This is a genomic window from Aureitalea sp. L0-47, assembly GCF_026126405.1.
GTDB lineage: Bacteria > Bacteroidota > Bacteroidia > Flavobacteriales > Flavobacteriaceae > Pukyongia.
The window spans coordinates 281,113-293,852 of record NZ_JAFMTQ010000001.1; the positions used below are offsets into that span (position 1 = coordinate 281,113).

Consider the following 12,740-nt stretch of genomic DNA (forward strand, 5'->3'; position numbering starts at 1 on the left):
TACCGAATTGTTATCAATTCTCGACATTATCTTAAAAAATTGAATTAATAGTATCTTTAGCTTTTAATAAAGTTTCATTCATAAAATGAAAAAAAGAGACACACGAATTTTACTTGTAGATGATGAGCCGGATATCCTCGAGATCATTGGTTATAATCTTTCTTCGGAAGGGTACCAGATCATTACTGCGGAAAATGGTGTAGAAGCAATAGCAAAGGCAAAAAAGCAAAAGCCACATCTTATTATCCTGGATGTAATGATGCCAGAAATGGATGGCATTGAGGCCTGCGAAAAGATCAGGGGGATCCCGGAACTCTCCGAAACCGTAATCACTTTTTTAACTGCAAGAGGAGAAGATTACTCACAGGTGGCAGGCTTTGAGGCTGGCGCCGACGATTACATTACCAAACCTATAAAGCCGAAAGTCCTTATCAGTAAGGTGAAGGCCTTGTTACGCCGATTTAAACAAACTTCCGAAGAGGATAGTTTGATGAAAATTGGTAACTTGACCATCAACAGGGAAGAGTACAAGATCCTGAAAGGAAAACAGGAGATCATCTTACCTAGAAAGGAATTCGAATTACTGGCCCTTTTGGCCTCCAAACCCGGAAAAGTATTTAAACGAGAAGATATTCTTGACCGTGTATGGGGAAATGAAGTTGTAGTAGGCGGAAGAACCATCGATGTGCACATTAGAAAGCTGCGTGAGAAGATAGGTGACGAACGTTTTAAAACCGTAAAAGGGGTTGGTTACAAGTTTGTGTCGTAATGTCCACCAGTTTTAAGAAGACGTATAAGTTCGCCGGATATACTTCCGCGGCGATTACAATTATACTAACACTCGCTCTGGCTGTTTTTTTTTATCTGACAGGGTCACTTAACTATTTGTTCCTGGCGGGAATGGCAGTGGGACTCTATGTCCTTTGCTTCTTCATTATTCAATACAGGGTAGAGCGCTATATCTACAAGCGTGTTAAGAGGATATACGACGATGTGGCCTTGCTGGATGCATCTACTTTCAGTAAACAGCAGATCACTACCGATATGGAAACTCTTACCAAAGAGGTGGAAAGATTTGCACAGGACAAAAAACTGGAGATCGAAGCTTTGAAGATCCGGGAGAACTACCGAAAGGAATTTATAGGAAATATATCACATGAATTAAAAACACCTTTATTTACGGTGCAGGGCTATATTCTAACCCTGCTTGATGGTGCGATGAAGGACAAGAATGTTAGAAGGAAATACCTGGCAAACGCAAATAAGGGAGTAGAGCGGCTTATCTATATTGTGAAGGACCTGGATATGATCACTAAACTCGAAGTGGGTGATCTCAATCTTTACATGGAGGACTTCAACATCATCGAGTTGGTTCAGAATGTATTCGATCTGCTGGAGATGAAAGCCGCCAAAAAAGAGATCGAACTTACCTTCGACAAGGAGTACAACAATAGTATACTTGTTAAAGCAGACAGGGAGCGCATTCAGCAGGTGTTATCCAATCTTATCGTGAATTCGATCAAGTACGGGAGAAAAGGTGGAACTACTGAGGTAAGTATAGAAGACCTTATTCAGAATAAAGTAATTGTTCGGGTAACCGATAATGGGGAAGGAATTGAAGAAGAGAATATCCCGCGTTTGTTCGAACGTTTTTTCCGGGTTGACAAAAGCGGTTCTCGTAAAGAAGGGGGGAGCGGTCTTGGCCTCGCTATCGTAAAACACATCATCGAAGCCCACAAGGAAAAGATCTATGTTGAAAGTCAGCTGGGCGTAGGTTCAGAGTTCTCTTTCACGCTCGAAAAGGTAAAATAGGTTCCGCAACTTCTGGTTGGTCTTATATCCCGATAATCCTTTGAAATCTGAAATTTCTTCCAGTTTTTCTATTCTGAAATCGTCCTGCTTACAACTAGGCACAAGACGCTGCATTTTTAATCGATGTGCAAGGTATTCCTGCTCATACTGGCCGGGAGTTGGAATGAAGTAGGCTTTTTTGTTCAGAGCTGCCAAATCCATTATGGTGGTATATCCTGAACGCGCAATAATAATTTTACTTTGGGCGATCGCTTTTTCCAAAGCTTCCGTAGTAAGGAAGTTTACGATGGTAAGACTATCCCTGGTCTCCGAACGACTTTCATCTTCTACCACACCACGGACCAGCAGGACCTTTCTACCCGAAGTGCTTAGCTCCTGTATAAGTTTTTCTTCAAGCATGGAGCGTTGAGGTTCAGGACCGGATAAAAGGCACAGGATGTCATATTTTATGGGCAGCCCTTTTGGTTCCATCCTGCTCAAAATTCCCATGTACCTTATCGAAAAAGAGGGTTTCTTCAAATGGCCCAGTTTACCGCTGAGGTTGCCTGGCCCGTCAATATCTGGCACCCAGCACTCGTCGAATTTTTTAATTACTTTTTGATGTGCTTTACTGCTAAGCCAGGAGGTGTTACCCGACAACACATTTAACTGGTGGGTGATGAAGACGGATGGCACTTTCTTAGAATAGACTCCCAAACGGTTATCGCTGATAATACCATCTATTTTCCCTTCTTTGACCAATGCGTTCACAACCTTACTTTCCTGTTTCATGATTTTCCGAATGTGGGGAAGGTTGATGAAGAGTTTGAGTTTAAAGTGGCTTCCTTTCTTTGAATATTCTATATCATAAGATGGAAGTTCGATGGATTCAAGTTTGGGGAATTCCTTTTGTAAGAGATGAAGCGCTCCACCGTCTGAAGCTAGTATAACTTCGTGACCTACCTTTACTAATTCATGAATAATGGGTATGCATCGCGTTGCGTGGCCCAGGCCCCAGTGAAGAGGAGCTACAAGGATTGTCTTGGGATGTTTAACACGCTTAAATTTGTAGTTAAATTCTTTCACGGCTAAAAACAAAAATACTCATAATAATTGCAGCATATTATTTCCTTAATTTTACCGAAATCTTAAGAAATAAAATCATTTGGGCAGCAAGAACAAGTTAAAACGATTTAAGGAGAACGAAACCTTTTCCAATGTAATTCAACCTATACGGGAGGAAGTACTTTCCAATGCTTTCCCACTGAAAGGAAAATGGAGTGGTGAATTCTTCGGAAATGATCATCCAATCGTGCTCGAGTTGGGCTGTGGCAAGGGAGAATACACTGTGAACCTGGCCCGAAAGTATCCGGAGAAGAATTTCATAGGTGTAGATATAAAGGGAGCTCGCCTGTGGCGTGGCGCAAAAACGGCATTAGAAGAGAATTTGAATAATGTTGGTTTCCTTAGGACACAGATAGAACTTCTCAATAAGTTGTTTTTCGAAAATGAGGTTAGTGAGATCTGGATCACATTCCCGGATCCACAGATAAAGTACAAGAGAACCAAGCACAGGTTAACAAATCCTGATTTTCTAGATCTTTATAAACAGATTCTTGTTCCGGATGGGATTATTCATTTAAAAACGGATAGCGAGTTCATGCATGGCTACACCCTTGGACTTCTACAGGGTTTGGGACATGACATTCAGTACTCTCATCACGACGTCTACGGCAACGAATTTTCACCGGAGGAGGTGATATCCATACAAACCTATTACGAAGGTCAGTTCCTCAAGGAAGGAAAAAAAATCACATACATCCGGTTCAAATTAAAATAGCTTTTATATTTTAACCCTACCAACCAGACCTTCATGTCTTTACTAATCAATTTTGCCATAGGATTTTTGGCTGCTTTTGTGGGTGTAATACCACCTGGACTGCTAAATATGTCCGCAGCTAAGATCAGCATGAAAGAGGGGAGGAAGAAGGGCGTGCTCTTTTCGATAGGTGTTTGCGTTACCGTGATGATCCAAACCTATGTAGCACTTATTTTTGCCAGGTTCCTGGACATGCACCCCGAGTATGTAGACTTACTTCAGAAGGTAGCCCTTGGGATCTTTATTTGTATCACCATCTTCTTTTTCTTTATAGCGAAGGACACAAGACGGCCAATCCCTGAAGACATGAACAGGTCCAAAACGAATCGCTTTTTGTCCGGGATGTTTTTGGCTGTTTTAAATTTACTTCCTCTTCCATACTGGGTGTATATCAGTATTACATTTGCAGGTTTTGGGTGGTTTACGTTCGAACAGCCCGGGATTTGGGCGGCAGTACTGGCTTCAGGGATGGGTACTTTTGTTATGCTTTTGGTCTACGTTCAATTCTTCAGAAAAAAAGAAAAGTCTTCCCGCCATACTCTAAATATGAACTACATAATCGGGTTTATTACCGCAGTAATTTCTGTAATAACTTTCTTTAAGATAATGGGCGATTTTTAATGGGCAACGATGGTTTTTTCAAGCGCGTACACGAAGTGGCTAAATTGGTTCCCTACGGAAGGGTTACTTCCTATGGTGCTATCGCGAAGTACCTGGGAGCCGCAGGCAGCGCCCGCATGGTTGGTTGGGCAATGAATGCTTCACATAATGATCGTGATGTTCCTGCCCATAGAGTGGTTAATCGAAAAGGCCTATTAACCGGTAAACATCATTTTGAAGGGACCAATCTGATGCAGCAGTTACTGGAAAGCGAAGGTGTGGAAGTAGTCGATAACCAAGTGCAAAACTTCGATAAGCTGTTTTGGGATCCGATGAAGGAATTATAGAGTCATATTCCGATTTCCGAAACTATAATTGTTGCTTATTTGTCTTTCAACCAAATCAATTCCAATCCTTCTGTATACAAACTTTAAGGCGTATATTTGTACTTTAGAATATGTCTAAATTGGAAGCCTGAACAGATATGGGATTAAACAAAGATGATATACTCAAAGCACTAGGAACTGTTACCGTTGCTGGTGAGGGTAAGAATATGGTTGAAAGCGGTGCTGTGCGCAACGTTATGACGTTTGCAGACGAGGTTGTGGTTGATATTACGATAGCATCTCCAGCTATGCATATTAAGAAAAGAGCCGAGGAAGATATTATTAAAACGATCCGTGAAAAGGTTGATGAAAATGCAAAAGTTCAGGTGAACATAAAGGTTGAAGCACCTGCTCAGCAGAATCCAAATCTCATTAAGGGAAAACCAATTCCCGGAATCCAAAACATAGTTGCCGTAGCTTCTGGTAAAGGTGGTGTTGGTAAATCTACCGTTACTGCTAACCTTGGGGTAACCCTTGCTAAAATGGGCTTCAAAGTTGGAATCCTGGATGCGGATATTTACGGACCTTCCATCCCCATTATGTTTGATGTGGTAAACGAGAGGCCACTTTCTATAGAAGTTGATGGCAAAAGCAAAATGAAGCCCATCGAGAATTACGGTGTAAAAGTACTTTCCATAGGGTTTTTCACTCAACCGGATCAGGCTGTGATCTGGCGTGGCCCGATGGCTGCCAAAGCACTCAATCAGCTTATATTTGATGCTGCCTGGGGAGAGTTAGACTTCATGCTTATCGATCTGCCACCGGGAACCGGTGATATACACCTTAGCATAATGCAATCGCTACCAATTACAGGGGCGGTTGTGGTAAGTACACCACAAAATGTTGCCTTGGCCGATGCCAGGAAGGGTGTAGCCATGTTCCAGCAGGAGAGTATACAGGTTCCGGTATTGGGAATCATAGAAAATATGGCCTATTTCACTCCGGCCGAACTCCCGGAGAATAAATATTATATTTTCGGACAGGAAGGAGCTAAGAATCTCGCAGAGGATCTGAATGTTCCGTTCTTAGGTGAAATTCCTTTGGAACAGAGTATACGCGAAGCTGGGGATGTTGGGCATCCGGCGGCCTTGCAGACGGGTACAGCTACCGAATCAGCATTTGTTGAGGTGACCAAAAAAGTGGTGGAAGAAACCGTGAGAAGAAATGAAATGCTCCCGCCTACCGAAGCGATTAAGATCACTACCATGGCCGGGTGTAGTGCTGTAAAGAAGTAAGTATGACCGACAAGGAACTACAATCGAAAGTTGAATTAGCCCTGGATGAGATTCGTCCGTTTCTTCAAAGTGACGGGGGAGACATCTCCTTAGTGTCCATAGACGGAGGAAAGATCGTTAAAGTTCAATTGGAAGGTGCTTGCGTAGGCTGCACCGTGAACCAAATGACACTGAAGAGCGGGGTGGAGATGACCATAAAAAAACACGCCCCCCAAATAGAGAGCGTGATCAATATAGAATAATTCAATTCTATTATTGCGATAGCGCCTTGCTCACAACCTTATTTTAGTTGCAATCAATATATACTTCAAAAAGGAAAACGATAAACCTTTAAAAAGTTTTAAGCAATAATCTTTTCCTTTCGTAAGAGCGTATCCAAACCATCTGCAAGCTCGAAGCAATGACTTACCTTAGTGAAATCATTACAAAAGGCCATGTCCTCACGAGCGTAAGTACAGGTGAAATCGTTTAGATCTACCTTTTCAAATTCCTTATTCAGTTTGATACATTCGAGGTACATGCTTTCAATTGAATCGAACCCCGAAGGATCGATATTATTCTTAAGCAAATACCCTTTAAGGTAATTTTCAATAGCATGCTGCGCGTTCTGGCATACCAGCCATGATACAACGTCCTCTTCCGGACGGTTGAGTTCCTGATTCGCCTGTTTTAATTTGGCCGTAGCGTCGTCGAAAAATTTTCTTACATCGTTTTCCATTATACTCAAATTTGATTCTAATTTACATATTTCTGAATAGTTCCAATCGTTCCCACCTGTTCTCAACTTCTTCCTGGGCTTGTTTCAACAGTTCAGCACCCAGCTCTTTATTTTCCTTAGCGACCCTCGAGAATCGTGTCTCACCATACATGAAGTCGCGTACCGGGATGGTTGGTTGTTTGGAATCCAACCTGAACTTTTTACCCTTAGGTTGTGCGGGATCGAACCTGAATAATGGCCAGTAACCGGAACTTACAGCTTTCGCTTGCTGCAAGGCACCATCTTTCAAATCATAACCATGTTCACCACAATGAGAGTAAGCGATTATGATAGATGGTCCCGGATAAGCCGCAGCTTCCCTGATAGCTTTTAAGGTCTGCATATCCTTTGCTCCCATAGCTACCTGGGCTACGTAAACGTTCTCGTAGGAAACGGCCTGAAGTGCAAGGCTTTTTTTACTGGTTCGTTTACCTGAAACCGAAAACTTCGCACTGGCACCTAACGGAGTTGCTTTGGAAGTTTGTCCTCCGGTGTTGGAATACACTTCGGTATCCAATACCATGATATTGATATCCTCGCCAGAGGCCAATACGTGGTCTACACCACCATAACCGATGTCATACGCCCAACCGTCACCACCAACGATCCAAACGTCCTTCTTCCTCAGGTAATCACTGAGCTCCATAAGTTTGGTAGCGTCTGGGCTATCGATGGATTTCAAGACCTCCTGAAGTGTATCTATATCTTCAAGTTTTTTGGCCTTTTCTGCTTCAGTACTCTCCAGATTTTCCAGAATCGAGTTCACCAATTCCTCATCGAGTATCGGCTTGAGAGTTTCCAGAAGTTGCACAGCAATTTCCTGCTTTTTGCTCAAGGCAAGTTTCATTCCGAGTCCGAATTCAGCATTATCTTCGAACAGTGAATTTGCCCATGCAGGGCCTCTTCCTGCCGCATTGGTCTTATATGGTGTGGTTGGGAGGTTACCTCCGTAAATCGAAGAACAACCAGTGGCGTTGGCGATCATGATACTATCACCGAACAATTGGGTTAGCAATTTTATGTAGGGCGTTTCACCACATCCTGAACAAGCACCAGAGAACTCGAACAACGGTTCGAGGAATTGAGATCCTTTTACGTTGGTGATCTGTAGTGCAGACCTGTCGTAGTTACTCAATTGTGTGAAATAATCCCAGTTTACATTCTCTTCGGTATCTACATCAAGTTTGCGATGCATATTGATCGCTTTGAAATCTTCCACTTCCTTGCTTTCAGCGGGACAAACGGCAACGCAAAGATCACAACCGGTACAGTCTTCAGGAGAAACCTGCAGAACGTATGATTCTTCCGCGCTGTTAAAGGGTCTACCTTTAGCCGGCACCGCTTTAAGAGATGTCGGTGCATTGGCAAGTTCTGTATTAGGAACTACTTTTGCTCTTATTGCCGCATGCGGACAAATAGCCACACACTTATTACATTGCGTACAAAGGTTGATATCATCCCATACCGGGATATAATCTGCAATTCCTCGCTTTTCAAATTCGGTAGTTCCCATCGGGAAAGTACCATCTACCGGGAATGAACTCACAGGGAGTTCATCTCCTCTACCTGCCAGGATCTTACCGAGTACTTCTTTTACAAACGGATCAGGATCACCACTCATTATTGATTTGAATGGTTTGTCGCTGGTAACCTCATTCGGATACTCTACTTTTTCAAGGTTCGCCAGTGAAGCATCCACCGCATTGAAGTTCATCTGTACAATATTCTCACCTTTGTGAGAATACGTTTTCTCAATGGCGGTCTTAATTTTTTGGATCGCTTCTTCCTTCGGAAGTATTCCTGAAATAGCAAAGAAACAGGTCTGGAGTACGGTATTGGTCCTTTTACCCAGGTTCTGTTCGTGCGCCACTTTGGATGCATCGATCACGTAGAATTCCAGTTCGTTTTCAATAATGGATTCCTGAACTCTCTTCGGAAGTTGATCCCATATCTCGTCTTTGGAATAAGGCGAATTCAGTAAGAAAGTTCCTCCTTTCTTGGCCGACTTCAGAATATCATACTTCTCGATAAAGTTATATTGATGACAAGCGATGAAATTTGCTTTGTGAATCAGGTAGGTAGAATAAATTGGTTCGGGCCCAAATCTCAGGTGGGACACGGTCTGTGCTCCGGCCTTCTTCGAATCGTAAACAAAGTAGCCCTGAACATAATTATCTGTGGTTTCTCCGATGATCTTGATCGAATTTTTATTTGCCCCTACAGTACCATCCGATCCTAAGCCGTAGAACATACAATTAAAGGTAGTTTTGGCAGTTCTCATGCGATCGCCTATATCGAGGCTCATGTGAGAGACATCATCGTTAATACCAACTGTAAAGTGATTTTTTGGATCTTCTTTATCCAACTCATCCAATACGGCTTTCACCATTGCAGGATCGAATTCTTTAGACGACAAACCGTAGCGGCCACCGATAATCGTATCGATCTTTCTTCCGCTTTCCATGAGGGCAGTTGCGACGTCGAGATAAAGAGGTTCCCCGGTACTTCCGGGTTCTTTGGTACGGTCCAAAACAGCAATCTTCCTCGCTGTCTTCGGTAATTTATCTATGAAATGTTCTACGGAGAACGGACGGTAAAGTCGGACGATTAAAGCCCCAACTTTTTCACCATTCTTCACCAAAGTATCAATGGTTTCCATCACTGGGCCTTGTCCTGAGCCCATAATAACCATCACTTTTTCGGCTTCCGGATGTCCTACATAGTAGAACAGGCTATATCGGCGACCGGTATGCTCGTAGAATTCCTTCATGGCTTGATCAACGATCTCAGGTGTGTTGCTGTAGTAATTGTTTGCGGCTTCCCTCGCCTGGAAGAATACATCAGGGTTTTGGGAAGTTCCTTTTATTGTTGGATGATCGGGATCAAGCGATCTGGCCTTGTGTTCCATGATCTTTTGTTCCGGCATCATTGCCTTAATGGTTTCGTCACTTATAGCATCGATCTTGGAGATCTCGTGTGATGTTCTGAATCCGTCGAAAATATTTAGGAAAGGCACTCGAGAGCGGAGGGTTGCCACCTGCGAGATCAGTGCGAAGTCGTGTGCTTCCTGAACAGAACCTCCGAAAAGCATCGCAAATCCTGTTTGCCTTGCCGCCATTACATCGGAATGGTCAGCAAATATGGATAAGGCGTGGGTAGCAACCGTTCGTGACGCTACATGAATAACCGTTGGGAGTAATTCCCCTGCTATCTTATACATGTTCGGTATCATGAGTAGCAGTCCCTGGGAGGCTGTGAATGTTGTGGTTAAGGCACCAGCTAATAGTGATCCATGAACGGCTCCTGCCGCCCCTCCTTCACTCTGCATTTCAACTATCCTGGGAACATTATCCCAAATATTTTTTTCTCCTTTTGCGCTGAATACATCCACGTGTTCACCCATAGGTGATGCGGGTGTAATAGGATAAATTGCGCATACTTCATTCGTTTTGTGAGCTACTCTGGCGACAGCTTCGTTACCGTCGCAGATAAGCTTCAGAGATGCCTTTTCCATAATTTAATGGTTTAATTCTTAGGTGAATTTTCTAATGGATGTGAAAAGTAAAAAGCATGGGCCATAAAATCTATGACCCATGTCAGTTCTTAAGTTGCTGTTCTTGAATTCTGTAAGTGGTTTCCAGTAAGAATACACATATCCTGTCCGGATTCCTGAAATCCCAGGAATCTTAGTTAAATCATAAGGATTTATATGTCAGGACAACCTTATTCTCCGTGTAACCAGGCTTTCTTATTGAGAAGTTCTTCTTCGGTTTCAACATGATCTTCATCCGGAACACAACAGTCAACCGGGCAAACGGCGGCACATTGAGGTTCATCGTGGAACCCTTTACACTCCGTGCACTTGTCGGTAACTATGAAGTAAAACTCGTCGGAAATAGGATCATTTTCTGCGTCAGCGTCTATCTCTTCTCCGTTGAGACCGGTAACCATTCCAGACAAAGCCGTCTCGTCCGAATACGACCAATTATCATCTGGTTCATAGATCGCGTTGTTCGGGCATTCTGCTACACAAGCGTCACAGTTAATGCACTCATCTGTTATTTTTATAGCCATAATTTAACTAAATTTGTAAAGCTAAATTAAGTCTCCTTTTACGCATTTAAAGTGACGAAAATCAGCTTTCAGAAATATTTCTGAAATTATTTTTGAGTCTTTGTTTGAAGTGAAATAAAAAGAGGTAGAATTTAGTTAACTTTTTCAAATATAGTAGTTTATGGATCTCATTGAAACAAAACGTCCTTCTCAATCCTTAGAAGCTGTTGTTATTAGATTTGTGGGTGATTCAGGAGATGGAATGCAATTAACCGGAACCCAGTTTTCGGATACTTCAGCAATGTTTGGGAACGATATTGCTACTTTCCCGAATTATCCTGCCGAAATTCGTGCTCCGCAGGGAAGCCTTTATGGTGTTTCTGGTTACCAGGTACACATAGGAAGTGTTGAGATCAGCACACCGGGAGATGAGGTAGACCTTTTGGTCGCGATGAACCCCGCAGGGTTGAAGACTAATCTACACTCGGTGAAACCCGGTCACACAATTATTGTAGATACAGATTCTTTCACCAAGAAGAACCTGGAGAAAGCACAATATGAGACAAATCCACTGGAAGACGGAAGCCTTGCGAATTACAGGGTGATCGAAGTGGAAATGACTACGCTCACACGTGAAGCATTGAAAGATATCGATGGGCTGGATAATAAGTCCATGACACGTACCAAGAATATGTTTGCCCTTGGTATGGTGTACTGGATGTACAACAGGTCTCCGGAACATACCATAGAATTCTTCAAGAATAAATTCAAAGCGAGACCTGAGATCGTAGAGGCGAACACCAAAGTACTCAACACAGGTTTCTATTTCGCCGAAACCCTCGAACTTATTCCTAATGCGTACACGGTTTCACCGGCCAAAATGCAACCGGGAACCTATCGTATCATCATGGGAAACAGGGCTACGGCCTGGGGATTCCTGGCAGCCGCTGAGAAATCGGGGATGGAACTCTTCCTTGGATCCTATCCAATAACTCCTGCTTCGGATATACTGCACGAGCTTGTGAAACACGGCCACTTCGGTGTTAAATCACTGCAGGCCGAAGATGAGATCGCGGGGATTTCCTCAGCTATCGGTGCATCTTTTGCAGGTGACCTGGCCATTACAACAACATCCGGTCCTGGGTTAGCACTTAAAGGAGAGGCGCTAGGACTCGCGATGATGATTGAACTACCTCTGGTAGTGGTAAACGTACAAAGAGGAGGGCCTTCTACAGGACTTCCAACGAAAACAGAGCAATCGGACCTGTTACAGGCCATGTACGGGCGAAACGGTGAGAGTCCAGTGATCGTGATTGCCGCAAGTACTCCTGCGAATTGCTTCGATTATGCCTATCATGCTGCCAAACTCACACTAGAACATATGACCCCTGTGTTACTGCTAACAGACGGATATATTGCTAATGGATCGGCACCATGGAAGATCCGTACAGTGGATGAGATGCCGGATATAAAGAATCACGTCTTCAAAAGCAATGGTGAAGAGTGGCATCCTTACGACAGAGATCCGGATACCCTGGCCAGGCGTTGGCCTATTCCGGGAACTCCTGGTATGGAACACAGGGTAGGAGGACTCGAGAAGGACAAGGTAACCGGTAACGTTTCCTATGTACCGGAAAACCATGAGTATATGACGAAAGTCCGTGCCGAAAAGATCAAACGAGTACAGAATTTCATTCCTGAAATAACACCCGAGTTTGCGGAAGAAGGAGATTTGCTGGTTGTAGGATGGGGAGGAACTTACGGTTCGCTGCATTCCGCAGTAAAGCATATGTACGAAGAAGGATATGAAGGAATCGGGTATACGCATTTCAATTACCTAAACCCACTTCCGAAGAACACTGAAGAAGTTCTAAAACGATTTAAAAAGATCGTTGTTTGTGAATTGAATAACGGCCAGTTCGCAAAAGTGCTGCGAATGCACTTTGACGGGCATGATTTAGTTCAGTTCAATAAGATACAAGGATTGCCATTCGGTAACGGAGAATTGATGGAGAAGTTTAAACAATTATTGAAGTAGT

Annotated in this window: 12 protein-coding genes; 8 read left to right on the forward strand and 4 right to left on the reverse strand. The window is 43.2% G+C overall.

Annotated elements, in window-relative coordinates; all coding sequences use genetic code 11:
- The first annotated feature begins 85 nt into the window (after nucleotides 1–85).
- Complete coding sequence (locus J1N09_RS01250; RefSeq protein WP_265197569.1) at nucleotides 86–769, forward strand: response regulator transcription factor; 684 nt, start codon at nucleotides 86–88, stop codon at nucleotides 767–769.
- Nucleotides 769–1,812, forward strand: coding sequence for a sensor histidine kinase (locus tag J1N09_RS01255; protein ID WP_265197570.1), 1,044 nt, complete (start codon nucleotides 769–771; stop codon nucleotides 1,810–1,812). Before J1N09_RS01250 ends, J1N09_RS01255 begins: the two co-directional genes overlap by 1 nt.
- On the opposite strand, the gene J1N09_RS01260 is transcribed toward J1N09_RS01255, so the two are convergent.
- Complete coding sequence (locus tag J1N09_RS01260) at nucleotides 1,777–2,877, reverse strand: glycosyltransferase (RefSeq protein WP_265197571.1); 1,101 nt, start codon at nucleotides 2,875–2,877, stop codon at nucleotides 1,777–1,779. The two genes, J1N09_RS01255 and J1N09_RS01260, sit on opposite strands and share 36 nt — an antisense overlap.
- Before the next feature lie 79 nt (nucleotides 2,878–2,956).
- On the opposite strand from J1N09_RS01260, the gene trmB reads away from it, so the two are divergent.
- From trmB to J1N09_RS01285, 5 genes are all read left to right on the forward strand, one after another.
- Nucleotides 2,957–3,631, forward strand: coding sequence for a tRNA (guanosine(46)-N7)-methyltransferase TrmB (trmB, locus tag J1N09_RS01265; RefSeq protein WP_265197572.1), 675 nt, complete (start codon nucleotides 2,957–2,959; stop codon nucleotides 3,629–3,631).
- A gap of 33 nt (nucleotides 3,632–3,664) precedes the next feature.
- Nucleotides 3,665–4,291, forward strand: a complete 627-nt coding sequence (locus J1N09_RS01270) for a lysine transporter LysE (RefSeq protein WP_265197573.1) — start codon at nucleotides 3,665–3,667, stop codon at nucleotides 4,289–4,291.
- Nucleotides 4,291–4,617: an MGMT family protein gene (locus J1N09_RS01275; protein WP_265197574.1), complete on the forward strand. Its 327-nt coding sequence runs from the start codon at nucleotides 4,291–4,293 to the stop codon at nucleotides 4,615–4,617. Before J1N09_RS01270 ends, J1N09_RS01275 begins: the two co-directional genes overlap by 1 nt.
- 137 nt (nucleotides 4,618–4,754) lie before the next feature.
- Nucleotides 4,755–5,891, forward strand: coding sequence for an Mrp/NBP35 family ATP-binding protein (locus J1N09_RS01280; protein ID WP_265197575.1), 1,137 nt, complete (start codon nucleotides 4,755–4,757; stop codon nucleotides 5,889–5,891).
- A gap of 2 nt (nucleotides 5,892–5,893) precedes the next feature.
- Nucleotides 5,894–6,133 (forward strand): NifU family protein, encoded by a 240-nt coding sequence (locus J1N09_RS01285; protein ID WP_265197576.1) that lies wholly within the window; start codon nucleotides 5,894–5,896, stop codon nucleotides 6,131–6,133.
- Nucleotides 6,134–6,231: 98 nt separating this feature from the next.
- On the opposite strand, the gene J1N09_RS01290 is transcribed toward J1N09_RS01285, so the two are convergent.
- The 3 genes from J1N09_RS01290 to J1N09_RS01300 form a co-directional block, all read right to left on the reverse strand.
- Nucleotides 6,232–6,609 carry a HEPN domain-containing protein gene (locus J1N09_RS01290; protein ID WP_265197577.1) on the reverse strand — a complete coding sequence of 126 codons (378 nt, stop codon included), beginning with the start codon at nucleotides 6,607–6,609 and terminating at the stop codon, nucleotides 6,232–6,234.
- Nucleotides 6,610–6,631: 22 nt separating this feature from the next.
- Nucleotides 6,632–10,162 (reverse strand): pyruvate:ferredoxin (flavodoxin) oxidoreductase, encoded by a 3,531-nt coding sequence (nifJ, locus tag J1N09_RS01295; protein WP_265197578.1) that lies wholly within the window; start codon nucleotides 10,160–10,162, stop codon nucleotides 6,632–6,634.
- Nucleotides 10,163–10,371: 209 nt separating this feature from the next.
- Nucleotides 10,372–10,722: a 4Fe-4S dicluster domain-containing protein gene (locus J1N09_RS01300; RefSeq protein WP_265197579.1), complete on the reverse strand. Its 351-nt coding sequence runs from the start codon at nucleotides 10,720–10,722 to the stop codon at nucleotides 10,372–10,374.
- Nucleotides 10,723–10,882: 160 nt separating this feature from the next.
- On the opposite strand from J1N09_RS01300, the gene J1N09_RS01305 reads away from it, so the two are divergent.
- Nucleotides 10,883–12,739 (forward strand): 2-oxoacid:acceptor oxidoreductase subunit alpha, encoded by a 1,857-nt coding sequence (locus tag J1N09_RS01305; RefSeq protein WP_265197580.1) that lies wholly within the window; start codon nucleotides 10,883–10,885, stop codon nucleotides 12,737–12,739.
- Nucleotide 12,740 lies beyond the last annotated feature (1 nt).

Excerpts from the sequence above, each read along its gene's own strand:
- J1N09_RS01275 (WP_265197574.1), top strand. The coding sequence starts at position 4,291 with ATGGGCAACGATGGTTTTTTCAAGCGCGTACACGAAGTGGCTAAATTG.
- J1N09_RS01280 (WP_265197575.1), top strand. The coding sequence starts at position 4,755 with ATGGGATTAAACAAAGATGATATACTCAAAGCACTAGGAACTGTTACC.
- J1N09_RS01285 (WP_265197576.1), top strand. The coding sequence starts at position 5,894 with ATGACCGACAAGGAACTACAATCGAAAGTTGAATTAGCCCTGGATGAG.
- J1N09_RS01305 (WP_265197580.1), top strand. The coding sequence starts at position 10,883 with ATGGATCTCATTGAAACAAAACGTCCTTCTCAATCCTTAGAAGCTGTT.
- J1N09_RS01255 (WP_265197570.1), top strand. The coding sequence starts at position 769 with ATGTCCACCAGTTTTAAGAAGACGTATAAGTTCGCCGGATATACTTCC.
- J1N09_RS01270 (WP_265197573.1), top strand. The coding sequence starts at position 3,665 with ATGTCTTTACTAATCAATTTTGCCATAGGATTTTTGGCTGCTTTTGTG.
- J1N09_RS01250 (WP_265197569.1), top strand. The coding sequence starts at position 86 with ATGAAAAAAAGAGACACACGAATTTTACTTGTAGATGATGAGCCGGAT.
- nifJ (WP_265197578.1), bottom strand. The coding sequence starts at position 10,162 with ATGGAAAAGGCATCTCTGAAGCTTATCTGCGACGGTAACGAAGCTGTC.
- J1N09_RS01300 (WP_265197579.1), bottom strand. The coding sequence starts at position 10,722 with ATGGCTATAAAAATAACAGATGAGTGCATTAACTGTGACGCTTGTGTA.
- J1N09_RS01290 (WP_265197577.1), bottom strand. The coding sequence starts at position 6,609 with ATGGAAAACGATGTAAGAAAATTTTTCGACGACGCTACGGCCAAATTA.